Origin of the sequence: Marinobacter sp. GH_1 (assembly GCF_048595985.1) — a bacterium.
Classification (GTDB): domain Bacteria; phylum Pseudomonadota; class Gammaproteobacteria; order Pseudomonadales; family Oleiphilaceae; genus Marinobacter; species Marinobacter shengliensis.
Window position 1 is genome coordinate 1809381 of record NZ_CP184460.1, and the last position, 17945, is coordinate 1827325.

At 58.0% G+C, this 17945-nt stretch carries 9 protein-coding genes; 3 read left to right on the top strand and 6 right to left on the bottom strand.

Going from position 1 to position 17945, the window contains the following annotated elements; translation table 11 throughout:
- Positions 1-208 precede the first annotated feature (208 nt).
- From malT to ACNSOI_RS08300, 3 genes are all read right to left on the bottom strand, one after another.
- The gene (gene malT, locus ACNSOI_RS08290; protein WP_396631697.1) at positions 209-2983 is read right to left on the bottom strand and encodes an HTH-type transcriptional regulator MalT; all 2775 of its coding nucleotides are present in this window, start codon (positions 2981-2983) and stop codon (positions 209-211) included.
- A gap of 55 nt (positions 2984-3038) precedes the next feature.
- Entirely contained in the window at positions 3039-4571 is a 1533-nt protein-coding gene (glpD, locus tag ACNSOI_RS08295) for a glycerol-3-phosphate dehydrogenase (RefSeq protein WP_420195545.1), read from the bottom strand.
- 149 nt (positions 4572-4720) lie between these two features.
- Positions 4721-5971 carry an ABC transporter substrate-binding protein gene (locus ACNSOI_RS08300; RefSeq protein WP_152437922.1) on the bottom strand — a complete coding sequence of 417 codons (1251 nt, stop codon included), beginning with the start codon at positions 5969-5971 and terminating at the stop codon, positions 4721-4723.
- A gap of 362 nt (positions 5972-6333) precedes the next feature.
- On the opposite strand from ACNSOI_RS08300, the gene ACNSOI_RS08305 reads away from it, so the two are divergent.
- Positions 6334-8481 (top strand): methyl-accepting chemotaxis protein, encoded by a 2148-nt coding sequence (locus tag ACNSOI_RS08305; RefSeq protein ID WP_420195546.1) that lies wholly within the window; start codon positions 6334-6336, stop codon positions 8479-8481.
- 365 nt (positions 8482-8846) lie between these two features.
- A complete protein-coding gene (locus tag ACNSOI_RS08310) occupies positions 8847-9764 on the top strand; it encodes an FAD:protein FMN transferase (protein ID WP_420195547.1) in 918 nt (305 codons plus the stop codon).
- Here ACNSOI_RS08310 and ACNSOI_RS08315 read toward each other — a convergent pair.
- Genes ACNSOI_RS08315 through ACNSOI_RS08325 form a run of 3 tightly spaced genes read right to left on the bottom strand, consistent with a single transcriptional unit; the run spans position 9761 to position 15065 of the window.
- Positions 9761-11320, bottom strand: coding sequence for a general secretion pathway protein GspF (locus ACNSOI_RS08315; protein ID WP_286255001.1), 1560 nt, complete (start codon positions 11318-11320; stop codon positions 9761-9763). The genes ACNSOI_RS08310 and ACNSOI_RS08315 overlap by 4 nt on opposite strands.
- A gap of 12 nt (positions 11321-11332) precedes the next feature.
- A complete protein-coding gene (locus ACNSOI_RS08320) occupies positions 11333-13798 on the bottom strand; it encodes a LamG domain-containing protein (RefSeq protein ID WP_420195548.1) in 2466 nt (821 codons plus the stop codon).
- Between the two features lie 31 nt (positions 13799-13829).
- Positions 13830-15065 carry a hypothetical protein gene (locus ACNSOI_RS08325; protein ID WP_420195549.1) on the bottom strand — a complete coding sequence of 412 codons (1236 nt, stop codon included), beginning with the start codon at positions 15063-15065 and terminating at the stop codon, positions 13830-13832.
- 170 nt (positions 15066-15235) lie between these two features.
- Between ACNSOI_RS08325 and ACNSOI_RS08330 the strand changes: the two genes are divergently transcribed.
- A complete protein-coding gene (locus ACNSOI_RS08330) occupies positions 15236-17929 on the top strand; it encodes a hypothetical protein (protein WP_420195550.1) in 2694 nt (897 codons plus the stop codon).
- The last annotated feature ends 16 nt before the right edge of the window (positions 17930-17945 follow it).

A 17945-nucleotide genomic window follows, 5' to 3' on the forward strand; every position in this document is an offset into this window, starting at 1 on the left:
GCCTCACTTACACCCTGGTGGTGAAAAGTTCTTGTTGTGCGGTGGAGGCAAATCCCCACCGATCAATACACCTGCCATGGTGCGATGTTGCCTTGGGTGGTTCATCCTCCTGCCCGTGTTTTTGTCGGCGTAGCCGGGGGGAGGAGGGGGGCGTAGCGGGGCGTATGGGGTAGTAGTGGGCGTGAAGGGCGGAGGAGCCGAGACCGGCTCACTCCCCCTGGATTTTGCTCAGCAGGTCCTTGGCCAGTTCAATCGCTTCGGAGCGGTGGCTGATGTTCTGCTTCTGGTACAGGCTGCGGATGTGGGTTTTCACCGTGGTGGAAGCCACTTTAAGATGCTCGGCAATCTGGTCGTTGGACAGGCCGGCATGAATCAGGCTCAGTATCTGCCACTCTCGTCGGGTCAGGGGAGAGGTGCGAATCAGTTCCGGCACATCCGGCCGGTCGATGATGTCCTGGATGATGGCTTCGTCCAGGGAAATCCGGATCGCCCGGCTGAAATCCCGCTGCTGTTGGGCAAGCTGAATCAGGCGCTCGGCCCGCTGTTGTTCCATGCCCTCAATCAGGCCGTCGTTGATCAGCGCTTTTAGAATGACGATCAGCACCTTGCCCAGGCGCAGAAAACTTCCCACTGCGCCGGTGGTGCTGGCAAGTTCCAGGGCCAGGCGCATGTGTTCCAGAGCCTTTTCGCGATTTTCGATCTGCCAGAACAGATAGGCCAGCGCGATATGGTTGCGGTTAAGGTCGGTTTTCAGGCCGATCTGGCCGGCAACGCTGGTCAGTGCCTCCAGGATTGGCCGGGCGTCCTGATATTGGCCCAGACTCATCAGGGCACGGGCCCGGTTTCGACCGTTGCACTGATAGAAATGGTTGGTTGCCGCCTCCGGTTTACACGGTGGTGCAATGGTCAGCCAACGCTGAATGGCATCCTGGTCCCGCACGGCGTCCCAGTACGTCAGCATGGTGGCATGGGCGTTGGCAACCCAATCCAGATGGTAGTCGCCAGCGGCGAGCATCTTCTGGACCTTGGCGATGTAGTCCGCACACAGGCTCTGGCGGCCGCGGGCCTGTGCAACCTTGGCCAGAGTGGTGTAGCTCTGGACATACCAGCGTTCGCCCTGGGCTTCCAGAATCTCTATGCCCTGGAGTGCGCAACGTTCCGCGCTCTCCAGGTGATGCCATTCCCACATCACCTGACTGCGGATCCGGAACAGGAACTCGAGAATGGGCAGGTGGTTCAGCTGGTTCTCTTCGGCATATTGAAATGCCCGCTCCTGAATGTTGTAGGCCTTTTGTAAAAGCCCCATTGCCACGCTGATCTCGCTTTGCTGGCACAGGGCCCAGATCACGTTCTGGTGCGCCTGATGGGCCCGGGCCATATGTTCGGTTTCCTGCATCCGGGTCAAGGCCTCCTGCAGCTCGCCCCGGACAAACAGGGCTTCACCCAGAACCGAAGCAGCTGCAACCCGTGAGGTGGGCAGGTAGGCGGCTTCTTGCGCTACCGCTTCCCGTGCCAATGCCAGGGCGCGGTCGCTGTCGCCATAGTTCATAGCCACCTGGGCTCTGATGGCACTGAATTCGCCATGGACTGTCCGCTGGGACTCCTCGCTCATGACCGCTTTCAGTTGGGTCTCAGCGGCGGATAGCCAGTTTTCTACCTCGTCGAACTTGTATTGTCCCTGGGCTACCCAGGCCCGAAGCAACGTCAGTGTTGGATCTTCTGCAATGATTTTCTGGGGCAGGGCGTCCAGGCATCGTTGCAGTAGCGTGAACTGGCCTTCGGTAAAGAACTTGCGGCCATGCTGATTCAGAACCCGGGTAATGCGCTCCGGGTCTTCTGCGGCGACTGCATGCCGGGCGGCCTCCTCTGCGTGGTCCAGCTCCAGCCACGCATCGGTGGCGCGCTGGTGCAAGGCTCTCTGATTTTCCTGTGTGGTACTGGCAAGCAGGTGCCGCAGGTAGACGGAGAACAGCTGGTGATAACGAAACCAGAGCGCGCTGTTATCAACGGGCGTGATGAACAACCCCATGGCCAGGAGGCTGCCGAGCAGTGCCTGGCCATCGGAATCGTTCATCACCCGCATGACCATGCCCGCGTTGAAACGGTCAAGGATGCTGGTGCGCAGGAGGAAGGAGCGTTGTTGTTCACTCAGGTCCTGCCCGACCAGTTCGTCAAAGTAGTCAAAAATGTGCTGGTTACCCTGGTCAAGCTGGTCGACAAAATGACTGAACTCGATGCTGGTGCGGGCGGAGGCAGACAACAGTTGCAGCGCCGAAACCCAGCCTTCTACCCGTCGAACCGCCCGCTCGATGTTTTCCCGGGAAACCTCAAATGGCAGCCGTTGCTCGAAGTAGCTTTGCGCCTCATCGGCATCAAAGGCGAGATCCCTGCTGGTAATTTCAATCATTTGCCCCTTCATCCTGAGCTGGGCAACACCCAGGGGCGGAAGTGTTCTGGATATGACAACAAGAGTGAGGTAGGGCGGCAGATGTCGCAGCAGGAACCGGAGCCCTTGATGAATCTCCGGGTTGGTGATGACCTGGTAGTCATCAAGCACCAGGTAACTGGGATCTTCAGAAGGTGGCAGTCCGGCAAGGAGTTCTGTGAGAAATGATTCGAGACCGTGACCCTGTTGGTCCCCTGTTGGATCAAACGCAGGCATATCCGGCGTATCGACAATCTGATCAAGGGCATGGGCCAGGTACCCGGCAAACCGGACGGGGTCGTTGTCGGTATTTTCCAGGCGGTACCATGCGGCCTTTGCCTCCAGTTCGTCCAGGCGTTCGGCCAGGGTGGTGGTTTTGCCATAGCCTGCCGGGGCATGAACCAGCAACAGGGAGACCGGCTCCTGGGTTTGCAGCAGGTCGTTAAATTTTTCCCGGGCTAACAAGCCGGCCGGCGGCAAAGGGGCGCTGGTTTTAGCGGCAATAAAGGTCAGGTTTGATGGCGCCGGTGTGGTTGGCATGAACGGTTTCTCAGACATCTTATTATTGTCCTCTGGCCGAGCCAGGGTTAAACGTATTAGTCAATTACTGTGATCAGGAAGAACACTCTAGCATTTCCAGGCTGAATTGGGACTGCAGGTAGTCTTTTAGCTTCTGGAGTTCCGCCTGGTTGATGTAGAGCCCCTGTTTCGTTCTTCGCCAAAGGACGTCTTCCGGAGTAACAGCCCATTCCCGCGTCACCAGGTAATCGACCTCCCGTTGGCTGAGAGTGTCGGTAAACCAGTGCCCGAGGTCATCCCTGGATTTGCAGCCGGCCAGGATCTGATGGCTGTCGGTACCGTAACAGCGCACGAATCTGCGGATACTGTCGGTGTTCAGCCACGGGTAGTTAATCTCAAGCTCCGCCGCCAGTTGTTGCTGGTTACCAAAGTCTCCGCCCGGCAGAATGGCTTGCCTGGTCCAGGATTTTCCGGCGCCTGGGAAGTACTCGCATACTTTGTCGGTCACCGCCTCGGCCAGCTTCCGGAAGGTGGTGATCTTGCCGCCGAAAACGGAGATCAGGGGCGGCTGGCCGTCCTCTTCGTCTACCTCAAAGGAGTAGTCCCTGGAGGCAGTCTGGGCGGTTCCCTGTTCATCATCCATCAGTGGCCGGACACCGGAGTAGCTCCACACCACATCTTCCGGCCCAAGCTGTCGACGGAAGTACTGGTTGACGATGGTCAGCAGGTAATCGGTTTCTTCCGGTGATATCCGGGCCTCGGACGGGTTGCCTTCGTAATCCACATCGGTGGTGCCAATGAGGGAGAAGTGTTCTTCGTAGGGGATGACGAAGACGATTCGCTCGTCCTGATTCTGCAGGATGTAGGCCTCGGTGTCGGCGTTCAGGCGGGGCACCACAATGTGGCTGCCTTTGACCATCCGTATCTGTTTCGGGGCCTGCATGCCGAAGCTATCGCCGAACAGCTGGCTGACCCAGGGGCCGGTGGCGTTGACGATCACTTTGGCGTGAACGGTGTGTTGGCGATCTCTTCGGGTATCTTCCAGAACCGCTTTCCAGCGCGGGCCCTGGCGGCTCGCCTGAATGCAGCGAGTTTGTGTCAGTATGGTGGCGCCTTTCTGCTGCGCCTTGCGGGCGGAAAGCACCACCAGTCGGGCATCGTCCACCCAGCCGTCTGAGTACTCGAAACCTTTGGTAATGTCGGGTTTCAGGGGAGAGTTCTGGTCAAAGCTGATGGCCCTTGAACCAGGCAGCATTTCCCGCCTTGCCAGGTGGTCGTAAAGAAACAGCCCGGTACGAATCATCCAGGCCGGGCGCAGGTGGGGCTGGTGAGGCAGGCGAAAGCGCATGGGCCACATGATGTGTGGCGCATTGCGTAACAGCGCCTCTCGCTCGGCCAGGGCCTCCCGGACCAACCGGAATTCATAATGTTCCAGGTACCGAAGCCCGCCGTGGATCAACTTGCTGCTGCTTGATGAGGTGGCGGATGCCAGATCGTTCATCTCGCACAGTATGACGTTCAGGCCACGCCCGGCAGCGTCCATGGCAATACCGGTACCGTTAACACCGCCGCCGATAACCAGCAGATCGCACTGGTCAGGAATGCCTGACGGTTCGTTTGCTTCCATTCGTTGACTGCTTTGCCCTGTTAACACGCCTGCTTGCCCCTGATCATCCTTTGAGTGAATGCTGATTATCAGAGAATGAACGCAGGGGGTAAAGCGACGGCGTCACTGAATGGCCGCCCCGTGGGCAGGATGCCCCGGGGCGGGCCGGGTCAGAGTGAAACCGGTTTGCCGGCTTCACGGCGGCGAGCTTCCCACTCTTCCCTGGTCTGGGCGGCCTCGTCGCCGGGCATGGAATCGATGATGTCGAAGTAATCCGAGCTGAACTGGTCCGCCATGATCTTCTCACGGGGTTTTACCTTCACCACATAGACGGTCTGCACGTTCTGGTGGTCAAATGCCCGCCAGTACTGCTCATCTTTCAGGAAACTGTAGCGATGCCCCTCAAGTTCCCGGATGACCGCTCGGGTATTGGTGCTGCCGGCGCGTTCGACGGCGGCTTTGTACTGGTAAACAATGCTGTAGGCCGACGCGGCAGACGAGGAGGGGCGCATTTCGTAGCGGCTGGAGAAGGCTTCAACAAAATCCTTGCCGCGCTGATAGTTGTTTTCATAGGGCAGGTTCCATACCCATGGGGCGGCGCCCACCACCCCTTCCATGATGGTTGGTCCGACCTGGCGTGCCATTCCCAGGGTGAGGTTTGGCACCACAACCTGCATTCGTTTGGTCAGGCCCATCTCATAGGCGGCGTTAAGGGCTCTGACCATATCGTCGCCAAACAGCACCAGCATCAGTACTTCGGCATTACTCTCGGCGGCTTGCTCCAGAGCTACCCTGAAGTCAGTAATCAGCGCCCGGGGGAAGGGCGTTTTCACGCCTTTATGCTGTTCTGTGTCTTCGGTGTTGGAAAACTTGCGCACAGACTCTTCCACTGACCAGCCCCAGGTGTAGTCGGCAGTGATGTAGAAGTAGTTCTGGTCTGCGTGGTGGCGATTGAGGTATTGGCTCAAGGCCTTGGCGGTCATCCAGGCATTGTAGGGTTCCCGGAACATATGGCTGTGGCCTTCACTGCCGGTGGTGGCATTGGAATAGGTAAGGGTGCCGAAATAGAGTCGATTGCGATCCCTGGCTGCCTTGCCTGATGAAATGGCAACGGCACTGGATACTCCGCCAAAGACCATCTGTGCACCCTCACGGTCGATAAGCTCGGCAGTGTTCTGTGCGCCCTGGTCGGGTTCACCGCGGGAATTGCGGATAACCAGTTCCAGGGGCTGCCCCATCACGCCGCCGGCTCGATTGATCTCATCAACCGCGAGGAAAGCCCCCAGTCGTTGCTGAAGCCCCTGGTCTTTGTACCGGCCAGTCTGAGGGTAGTTGAGTCCTATTTTGAGTGTTTCTGCATACACTACCGAGCTGCCCAGCAGCAGTAGACATGCCGTGAGCAGGAAGTTTCTGAAACTCATTGTGGTTGGCCTCCAACGGTTTGGACCCCGAATGCGGGTTATTTTTGTTGTTCGGATCAAGCAGGATTAGTGTCTGCCCTCGTTGGTAGCTCAACAATGGGACTTAAGTGGAATTTGGCGTAACAATTTGTAGGGTCTTGATATGCATCAGGTTGTGCGAAAATGGTGCGTGATTTTGCGTCATGTCCTGTGTGTGCACCAACCTGGTGCGCAGGAATCTGTGTGTTCCAGGGTGAGTAGTGTGAATTGGCTCACGTTTGGGTTGTTGGGTGCTGGCAGGCCCGATCTTTGCTGAGGTCTCAGGGTTCCGAGGGGGCGAATAACTCTGTTCTGCTCCGATGTCCGGTCTGGAGAATCCTGAAATGACTCTGAAAAGCTACAACATGAACCTGTCTGCCGGTGAGCGTTCCTGGTTGCCTGTCTTTGGGCGTAACGGAAAGCTGGCCATGCGCTGGTCCAGTTTCCTGAACCAAAACATGTACGAGACCAATGAACAGATATTCGAGAACCTGGCCAGAACCAGACGTGATGCCCTGATTGGGTGGGCTGAACACAAGTGGTCGTTTCTGGAATCCGTTGCTGGCCGCCTGTATGGCAAGAACCCTGAAGCCCTGGGGGAGACTATTGCCCAGACCTCCACCCGGCTAAGGGAGATATCCGAGCTGTTTGTGGTGGCAGAGGATGGCCAGGTTGTTGCGTCCAGCGTGCCTGTCCGCAACGGCAAGCGTGACCTGGCTCCGGAGGCTGTCCGGAGGGGAACGGGTGAGCGTTTCCTGCATGGTCCCTACCGGGACCCGGTAACGGCGTCGTTGGGCAAGACTACCAGTCGGTTTCACGATGCGGTGACTCTGATGTTCTATCAGCCTATCGAGTTGGCCGGGGGCCAGCGGGCCGCTGTGTGTGCGCGAATTCCCAATGATGTGATGAGCGATCTAATTCAGCGTGAGGCCGGACACGTTTTTGAGGAGTCCGGCGACAACTACCTGTTCATGATCGACAGTCGTTTTGACAAGTCCATCTCGCCGGGAACGGCGCTGTCCCGATCCCGCTTCGAAGATGCCACCTTCAGCCACGGCGATAACCTTAAAGACGGCATAGAAACCGGCTTCGGTGTGGTGCGTATTCGGGAGCACACTGAATTCGAGATACGGTTTACCGATCCGGCAACCGGCCGCTTGCACCCCGGTGTCAGGGAGACCATTGCCAATGGTGAGAACCTGTACGTGCTGTACCCGGGCTATTCCGACTATCGACACATCCCGGTGATTGGCAAGGGCATCACCTTTCAGATGCCTGGTTCGCCTGATACCTGGGGCATGATGTGTGAAGGCGATCTGGAAGAGGTGTACCGACGGCGCTCCATCAGCTGGCGGTTATCCAGTCGTTTGGGCTTGCTGGCCGCGGCGCTGTGGCTGGTGAATCTTGCATCGTCCATGTTGGAGGTGTCGGTATGGCTCGAAAGCGGGATCAATGCCCTGGCCATTTTCGCCATGGTGATGATCTTCAGATCCACTTCTGTCAAACCGGTGTCGGAGCAGTTGTCCGCCATGGGGGATATCATCCGTGACATTGCCGAGGGCGGAGGTAACTTGCGGCAAAGGATTGACCTGAGCCGGACGCGCCGGGATGAGAGCGGAGACCTGGCCCGCTGGACCAACAGCTTTATTGACAGCCTGGATGGCATGGTGGGCCAGGTGTTGACGCTGGCCGCAGACTCCCGGCAAGCCAGTGACCAGATGGTGAGCCATAATCGCAGCGCCTATGAGCGGGTTCAGTCTGTGCTGGCTCATATCGACGATATGGTGCGCGGTGCCGGTGTTCAGGAAAAAGAAATCAATAACGCGTCAACGACCGCCGAGGAAATGCGGGAAGGCATGGATGCGGTGGTCAGCCGTGCCCAGGCGCAATTTGCCCGCGTCAGTGAGGAAGCAAGGAGCATCCGGACGGTGATCACTCGTTCAGCCGATGGAATCCGGGCTGCCAATGATCGGACTGAGGAAATCAGCAAAACTGCCCTGGTCATCAATGACATTGCAGCCCAGACCAACCTGCTTGCCCTGAACGCGGCGATTGAAGCCGCCCGGGCCGGGGAGTCAGGCCGCGGATTTGCCGTAGTCGCGGATGAAGTGCGCCACCTCGCCAGCCGCACAGCAAAGGCAACGGAAGAGATTGGCCAGCGTCTGCAAGGCGTGCAAGACGAGACACAAAGGGCCGTGGCCGTTATGGAGGAGGGGATTTCGGAAATGGAGAACCGGCTGGCCAAAGCGGAAGCTGCCGCCGACGACAGCTCGGACTTGCATCATATGGTTGGCAAGCTGTTTCGGGCCATTGCCAGCATTGAGCAAACGAACCGCGAGCAAAGTCAGCAGACCCACGGCGTCTCGGAAAGTGCGGCGGCCATGCGTGGCGTGGTAGAACAGCTATCTGCGAGCTCAGAGCGAACGCAGGCCGCAGCGGCAAAGCTGCAGAGGCTGACGGGACAGTTTCAGGTTTCAGGCGAGGTTGCCTGACTGATAGTCAACACACGGCCCTGGTTCAAGGCTGTTTGAACGGCGTCCACAAAGGCGTTTTCACGCCTTTGTGCTGTTCTGCGCGCCCTGGTCCTTTTAGCGGCCGGTAGGTCAGTGATCTGTTTCTAACCTGGCTTTGTCCTTGCGATGCATCGTTTCAGCTGCAGGTAAAAAAACCGATATACTTCCCGGATTCGCCCAACCTGGGCATCGCTGAATGTAATGGAGCCATTGAGATCTTGGTAACTATCAAGCGTTGGACCTTCGAACTTGGATCGACTCTTCCGTTTCTCGTGTTGGCAACGGGGCTTGCCATCTTTTCAATGCCGGCCAGCGCTGACTGGTATCGGTTTTCAGACACCGCCATGACGACACCTATCGAGCTGGAGTTCTGGACAGAGGACAAAAAGCTGGCGGACCGGGTTGGGGAGGAGGTACTGGCGGTTTTTCATCAGGTTGATGCGCAGATGAGCCGCTATCGGGAGGACTCGGAAGTTTCCCGACTCAACCGCAACGCCGCCAATGGTCCGGTTGCCGTCAGTGACGGTCTGTTCGAGGTGCTTGAAAAGGCGCGGGAGGTATCGATTCTCAGTGATGGCGCCTTCGACATCACCTTTGGTTCAGTCGGGTACCTTTACGATTTCAGAGCCGGGAAAAGGCCGACAGAGGAGGAACTTCGATCTGGCCTGCCCCAGGTGAATTTCCGGGATGTGATTCTTGATCAGGATGCTCAAACCGTTGAATTCCGCCAGGCTGGGATCCGGGTCGATCTGGGCGGTATTGCCAAGGGCTATGCCGTTGACCTGGGAATCAAGCGCCTTGTCAGCCTTGGCATACGCCATGCCCGGCTCAGCGCAGGTGGCGACATGCGGTTACTGGGCGACAAGCGGGGACGGCCCTGGTACGTGGGTATCCGGGATCCACGTGTGGAAGGACGTAACGCAGTGGTCCTGCCCCTCAAGGATACGGCGGTATCCACCTCCGGGGATTACGAGCGGTTTTTCGTGGATGAAGCGGGCGACCGGGTCCACCATATTTTGTCTCCCGAGACCGGAAAGTCGGTTCAGGGTGTGCAGAGCGTGACCATTATTGGCGAGGACGCGTTGACAACCGACGGCCTCTCCACGGCGGTGTTTGTGCTCGGACCCGCAAGGGGGTTGGAGATGGTTGAGCGACTGGCGGGTATCGATGTGGTGGTTATCGATGACCAGCGCATGATGCACGTGTCAGAAGGCCTCGTTCCGCCCCAATCAGACCAGGGCGGAACGAGCGGTCCGGATTAACTGCCAATCGTACCGTTCACCACGTTGGAGAAGGCAATCAGGTTGTCCTGAGAGGTGCCATTGCCCAGCCCGTGGCCGTTGAAGCGGGTTCCGAACTGGTTTTGTTCACCATGCAATGCCATGTAGTTGAGTAACACGGTCTGGACCAGTTGGTTGACGTTGTTGGCCGCCGGGCTGGAGGCAGTTTCCACCGATGCATCCGAACGCATAAAGCCGATCTGCCTGCGAATCGGAGTGGGGCGGCCACCAGGGTTGTAAACCAGGAAGAAGGAGGCGGCCGTCTGTTGGTTGTCGCCGGTCCATTCGCCCTTGCCGCGACCGTCCGCGGAATCGTCAATCCTGCCGTTGCTCGACACCGAACCGTCACTGAACACATAGAGCATTAACGGCATACCCACCCGGGCCGCGTATTCCAGGCATGCACCCATACATCGGCCTGCCAGTTCGTCACGGCGCTCGCCAGTTCCACGCTCGCCGGTGTGGTAGTCGTAGCCGCCAATAGTGATCGTGCCGGCACCGGCGTAGCCGTTTAAAACCAGCTTCATCACAGAAGCGGTTTTACGGAATTCCCGGTTGTTGTTGAACTCATCGCGGTTGAAAATGCCGGTGGGCCCAACGATTTCGAGATCCAGCTCTGGATCAAGGTCTGCGGGATTGCCGAATCGGTCGGCGAGATCGGCACTCTTTACATAGCCGCAGCGGACCAGGTCCTTGACGACTTCATCAGTAGAGATGCCCGTATTGACCCGGTTCATCTTGGCGTCGCTGATGCGCTGGATGGATTCCATGACGGCGACAGCATCTTGCTGGTCCAGAATGCCGATCAGATCGCCTACGTCCACCAGACCGGTAACGTCTGAGGGCCGGTCAATCTTGGTGGGTCGAACCTCCGGATTGATCAGGTTCATCGGTGCCAACGAGTTACCGCCGGATTCCGAACTCTGGGACCCTATGAGAGAGAGCAGGGAGCCGTCGGCACCCGCGTGATGGATGCCGTACATCGGGTTGTGGGGGTTGTTGCCGGTGTCGTTCTCTGAACGGGCAGCAATAATGGCGCCGTCAATTGCCGCGCGGGTGCCGGCACTGGTGCTCTGCAGGATACCGCGCAGGAAGCCGCTGTCGGAATGGAACGCCAGGCCCAGTTCGGTGTTAACAAACGCCGGGTCATTGGGCAGCATGTCACCGGGTAGCCCTAGTTTGTTGTAACCTGCGGTGCTCAGGAAGTCCATTTGCCCGCCGGACTTGCCCATCAGTACATTGGAGCCAGCAATGTTGGCGCCGCCTGCCAGGTCAAAACAGATAAACGGAATCTTGCCGGCACCCTGAACCGCTATGCCACAGCTTTCTTTCAGCGTGTTCAGATCATCTGAAAGCGCTGCTGCTGCCATTCGCGGGTTGCCGAACAGGCTGAACAGGGAAGCACCGAACACTGTCGCCGACCCCGCCATCAGACCCTGTGAGATAAACTCTCGACGCGTCCTCGGCCTGCCGTGGTCGTCATGGAGTAGTGGGCTGCCATTGGCCAGAGGTTTCTTACGTGATTTGCGTATGAACATGATGGGCTTCCTCTACTGAACCAGTGTGGTGGCGCTGCCAAGCACAGCCGCGCAGCTTGCCTTAACGACCGTTTCTGTGCGGTCAGGCGCACAACCTTCTCCACAGCTCGTCAGTCTGTCCATGAGCGCGCTTAGCTCTGTTTCGATGGCACTATCATCGGGCTGTGAGGCCAGGTTGCTGCCCACGAAGCGGGCCAGTAAAGGCCCGGTAACCAGGCTCTTGCGGCCGTGATCAAATGCGGTGCTGGCCGGGGCGGAGAAATCGAACCCGGGGAACATCTCAGCCCTTAATTGCCCGCTGGAAACCAGGGCGTCGCAGTATTGAATAGCCATTTGGGTGACTGCCATTTGATGGGAAGACAGGAAGCCCTGGATCGTCTCTACCGTCGGCAACTGCTGCTTTACGGTAGTGTATGTGCTGAAGACCGCCGGGTGGGTGGTGGCAACGCCGGTCATCCGCGACATGGACTCGTTGATCTCGTCAAATGTCTTCAGACCGATCTCCGACGATGGTGGCAGGTCAGCGGGTTCTGGCTGAGGCGGCAGAACAGGCTCGGTACGGGCAAAGCTGTTTCCGCCCAGCTGGTCGAAGGTCAGGAAGAACTCGTCGTTCCCGGGGCCGTTCTCCAGAGCAATGATAGTGCCCAGGGAAGAGAGCGGTTGCCCGGTGCCGGGTTCATAGCTGCCGCTGTTCAGAACAACGTCCAGATTGGCCCAGGCCTGTCCGACAGTCGCCTCCTTGCCATTGATGCCCAGTCGCATGCCTCGCAGTGGAATGTTTGATGGCTCGGCGGAGTCATCCAGGCTGATGAAGAAAGGACTGGTGAATCGGTACGCGTAGCTGTCGAACTGGCTGACTTCGAACACGATGAAACTCTCCGGCACGTCGATCAGGTGAGAAACGCCAAATAGCAGGTAGAACTTCTGACCAACGCCGACTTCGAAGTTGGCCTGGACCTGCTCCGGTGTCAGCACACGATTGTGGATGGCGACCATGCGGATCGCGCCCTGCCAGGGTGAGTTGCCATCGGTCTCGTTGCCCAGTACCAGGGCAAAGCTGTCGTCCCATTCCGTTAACAGCCCGCCGTCGTCCGGGTCGACATCACCGGTTGGAACGCCATTCACAAAGATCTGACGCCCGGTCGCCGGGGTGTAGTTCACCACAACGTGCTGCAAAGTTGCCTGCAGAAGCATGTCGGCGTCCTGGGTGGCGAACGCCGTATTCTCATCACTGTTGGTGCTGCGATGCAGAACTTCGTAACGCTGGAGTGACTGGCTGAGTGTGACGTTGCGAGTGGTGGAGGAACCCGAATAGGTCACGATCCGGGCGTCTTCCTGGGTGATGTTGCCCGGGGCGACCCAGGCCTCAATGCTGTATTCGCCGGAGGCAGTCAGCAGGGTATGCAGCTTCCGGCTGGCGGTGGTGCTACCCTGAGCTTTGCCCGCCGGGATCATAAAGCCCTGCTCGTTTTCGCCCGCGGGGCCAAGGTCGATGCCCCAGCCCCCAACCCAGTCAACGTTGCCGCTCAGGGTCAGATCCAGTGCAGGCGATACGCCGCTGGTGTCAAAGGCGGTCTGGCCTTCACCAAACTTGAATTCGTAGAGGGCAATCACGTTGTCTTCAAAGCGGCCGCCGGAATTGGCAAGCAGGCCGTCTGCCTGGAGGTTGAGAGCTTTGCTCGTAACCAGTGAAGGGTCTACAGGTTGGGCGCTCAGGTCCTGGACCATTTCAAGAATTTTTAACTCCATCAAGTCAGCTGAGGCTTCGCAGTTGTCACCCCAGCAGTTGTGAAAGTCGTAGCGCAGGCGCTCTACCAGTCGGGATGCGCCTGGGTTCATCGGATCTATGCGGCTTTTCGCCTGATTGTAGGCGGTGGTCACGTCTGCGCTGGCAATGTAGGGGGTCTGGCCACCATCAGCATGGCAGTCGCTGCAATACTGTCTGAGTTCGGGGTATACCGTGCTGGAAAACAGTCCAGGATCGCTGGGCAGGGCAACCGTAGCGCCCGGTTCTTTGAGCGCTGGAGCGCGGAGTTCAACGGTTTTGGCTGAGCCTCCAGAGCCGCCTGCCCAGTTTGAGATATAGGTGGTAAGAATGTCCACACAGGCCGAGGTGCTCTGGAGCCAGCAATTGTGGCCGCCGGCCACCTTGGTCACCATCGTAGACTGGGATGGATCGGACAGGTTAACAATGGAGTTCGCCTGAGCATAAGCCAGGTTAACGTCCAGCTCGTTGACGAACGTCGGAGCCTGGCCATTGGAGCCGTGGCACGCACCGCATTTGTCCTGGGTGACCAGATTATCCCATACGGTCCGTTTGAAATTGGCGACGTCATCCGTTGCGGGAGCCGGCCCGTTGTAGGTAATCGTGCCGGGATTCTGGGAGGTATTCGGCAGTTGTTCCGTGGACTCGCCGCCGCAGGCCGAAAGCAGGAACGCAAGGGCGATGACTGAAAGCACCGATCTAAGGGAGCTCATGAAAATTCCGTTACGTGTTGTCATAGCGTCCTCACTCCCCCATGCAGTACACAGCGGATTCTGCGAATACCTGCTTCAGGTCGTAACCCTGGCTTGCGAAGCTGGTAACCATAATGCGTACCTGGGAACGGTCTGCGCCGTTGGAGGGAGGTCGCAGGCAGACATTCTCGAACACTTTCTTGACCTGGCACTCGGCAAAGGCGTTGGAGTGGGCGAATTCCCTGCCCAGGCTCTTGGCACCATTGCCGGAACCCGGCAGTGACGGATCCCAACCCAGGCGGCGGTTGGCGCCCTGGCGCCAGTAGTTATCCCATCTGTCGTCCGGCGTCACGTAGCCTTGCTCGAAGGTTGCCGCATTGATGTGATATTTGGCCTGAACCCTGGAGCCGGTCTCCGGATCCGTTTCGCCAATGGCGTTGTAAACGAGCCTACCCAGTTCTCCGTCAGGGTCGGCGTTGGCGTTATATTCATAGTCATAGTAGGCAAACGCCTGAGCCATGGGGTCCATACCCGTGTGGCAGCCAACGCAGTTGTTCAGGAATACCCGGCTGTCACCGCCGGGGCTGCGGGAAACATCCTGGCGAATGCGGTCGGGCGGCAGAGTGACATCTGCAACCTGTTCCAGGTCGTTGCACATGTGATTGATCAGCGTGAAACGGAACATGGCCCTATTGGTACCGGCGCTGAAAAACGCCCGGGCTGACGCTCGAGATGTGATCACCCCAGCGGTCGCAGAAGGGGGGAGGCCGGTGTAGGTGGACTGGTTCACCCGCTCAAGATGGTCCCTGAGGCTGGCTCCGCTGTTCTCCAGGGATTCGTAATGATTGTTGTTGCTGGTGGAGTAGTTCGGCAGATTCAGGGAAGGATTTCCGATATACAACACATCGTCATACAGGACTTTTCTGAAGTCCTGCCCGTCCCGCACCAGGCCGATCACCGTGGCGATGTAGTCATTGAGGGGCACGAACTTCGACATTGCCTCGTTGGTCCAGGGGGCCGCAAAATTCTTCAGGGTGACGTCGTAGAAGGCGCTGTCCTGCATGGCAGTGAATGCTGCCTCAATCGCTCTGCCCGAAACGATATCGCTTTCCATGTCGTCGAGAACATCGGCAGAAGGGGGCACGCCGGCAATCCGGTCATGGATTCGTTTGGCCTGTTCCCTGGGGCCAGCTTGGGCAAAGCCTGCCTGGCCAGACACCAATGCAACGAGAACGGCGGTACTGCAAGCCTTGGTGAGCAGGCTTCTGATCCTGTTCCGGGCGGTCATGTCCTTTCCCTCGGTGATCGTTAGCATTCGCACATTAATGCTTTTTGACAATTGTTAAAAGTTTACGGCTTGCTATATCCTCCGTTTTGAGTCGTAGGCCACGTTATTACATTAGGTTACTTAAAAGCCTTGGAGCCTGCCCGCGGAACCGACTTAATTTATGTCATGGAATGTCATCCGAAACAGGGTTTGTAACGTTGGACATTAAGTTTCCTGGCTCCCCCTCCTTTTTTTGCGCTGCTCGCGTTGCGGTTTCGCTGGGCGTTGCAATGTTGCTTTCTGGCTGTCTCTCCGGCAGCGACAGCCAGCAGTCAGATCCGGTCGTTGTCGAAACCCCGGTAGCTTATGTCGAACGGGCCCTGCTGTTTGACGAGAACACCGGCACCTTGGTGGAGGACAACTTGGCGGACCCCGCCGCTTTTCGTCCCGGTGCAAGGTTATTGTTGAAGGCGAGGGCTTCCGCCGATGCCGAAACGCGGGATATCGCTTCCAGGGCGTTCACCGGGACACAATTCCTCGATGACAGGGGCCGGTTGCGGTACGACGTGAAAGATCTCCACGGATCCCATGATGGCTCCCGATTGTTGTTCGCCATGCGCGCCCCGGAAATCGAAGGCGCCGATGACGAGGATCAGCCAACCTGGAATATCTGGGAATATGACGTTGGTACCGACGGCCTGCGCCGTGTCATTGATTCAGATGTTACTGCCCGGGCCGGGCAGGACGTTGCGCCAGCCTATCTTCCTGATGGCAGAATCGTTTTCTCATCAACCCGTCAGCGGATTTCCAAGGCGGTGCTGCTTGACGAAGGCAAGCCCCAGTACTCAGGTCTGGACGAAGCGGGTAATAGCCCGGCGTTTGTTCTGCATGTGATGGATGATGATGGCCAGAATATTCAACAGATCACGTTCAACCAGAGTCACGACCTCGACCCCATGGTGGCGGATGATGGCACCATTATTTTCAGCCGTTGGGACAATGCGGGCCAGACCCGAAACAATGGTGTAAATCTCTACCGCGTGAACCCCGACGGCACCGGGCTGAGCTATCTTTACGGTCGTCATTCTCACGGTTCTGTGCCAGAAGCGAACAATGTTCAGTATCTGCAGCCCCGCAAGTCCGACAACGGTAAGTTGTTGGTGCAGCTGAGGCCGTTTGAGAGCGAGGACTACGCGTCCGTTCCGGCGGAAGTTGATGTTGCCCAATTTGTTGAGGCCAACCTGCGTATCGATGGCACCGAAGGGGAGGGCCAACAATCATTGGTTTCCGGCGTGGGCCTGGATGGACAGCTGTCGTTGAAAGGTAGTTACGCATCCGTCTCACCGTTACTGGATGGGACCAACCGTTACCTGGTCAGTTGGACACCCTGCCGGTTGCGGGATGGAGCAACTGATCGAATCGTCAATTGCACGGAAGACCGCCTGCAATCGGAAGATTATCAACCCGCAGAGCCGGTTTACGGTCTGTGGCTTCTTGATATTAATAGCGAAACACAGCGACCGGTGGTCCCGCCGGTGGAAGGTATTCAGTTTGATGAAGCGGTCCTGATGAAAGAGCGTCCTCTGGAAGGCTTTATTCCGGAATCTCAGTTTACGGGTAAAGCGAGGGCTCTGGGGGATGCCGGTTATGGGGTTCTGCACATTCGCAGTGTCTACGATATAGACGGGATGGACACCACACCGGCTGGTATTGCTGCAATGGCCGATCCGCTGCAGACGCCACCGGAGTTTCGCCCGGCCAGATTCCTGCGCCTGGAAAAACCCGTGGCTATCCCAGATAGAAACGTCCGGGATTTCGACAACAGTGCTTTTGGCCGCAGCCGCGCCCAGCTAATGCGGGAAATCCTGGGTTATGTGCCGATAGAACCGGACGGTTCCGTGAAGGTGGCCGTGCCGGCCAATGTCGCATTCGCCATCAGCGTACTGAATGAACAGGGCCAACGGATTGGTGCCAGGCATCAGAACTGGCTGACGGTGCGTCCTGGCGAGACCCTCGAGTGCGCAGGCTGCCATAATCCGAACAGTCCGACTCCCCACGGCAGACCGGGTGCCGGCCCCGGATCCGTCTGGGGTGGGGCAGCGACCACCGGCCTTCCGTTTCCGAATACCGACTCGGGTCTGTTTGCCGATATGGGTGAAACCATGGCCGAGTTGTTTGCCCGCATCAATGATATTCGCCGGCCGACGCCGGATGTGATCTATGCCGATGAGTGGTCCGGTGATGCCGTGGACCCCAAGCCTGAGAGCTTTGCCTATGCCTATGCCGATCTGCAGACTCCGCCACCTATTTCGGGCGTTTGCGCGACCGACTGGGCGTCGAATTGCCGGATCGTTGTCAATTATGAACAGCACATTCATCCGCTCTGGAGTGTCAATCGGGAGGTATTGGATCCGGATACAATGGCTGTGGTGGATGACTACACCTGTACCGGTTGTCACACCAACACGGATGCCGCAGGCGCCCAGCAGGTGCCAGCTGGGCAGCTGGACCTCGGCGACGGCCCGTCACCGGCCCAACCGCTTCACTTCAACGCCTACCGGGAACTGCTGTTCCCGGACAACGAGCAGGAACTGGTGAACGGTGCGCTGGTGGATGTACTGGTGGACTCCGGGGAAGTGCTGGAGGACGAAGAAGGCAACCCGATCCTGGATGCCGAAGGAAATGTGCAGCCGATCATGGTGACGGTTCCGGTTCAGGCCTCAATGTCTGTCAACGGCGCCCGTGCCAGTAATTTCTTCGACGTATTTGCAGAGGGCGGTTCACACAGGGATTTCCTCACGCCCGCCGAGCTTCGACTAATCGCAGAATGGCTGGATATTGGCGGCCAGTATTTCAACAACCCCTTTGATGCCCCGGAAGACTGATCCAAGGACTGATACT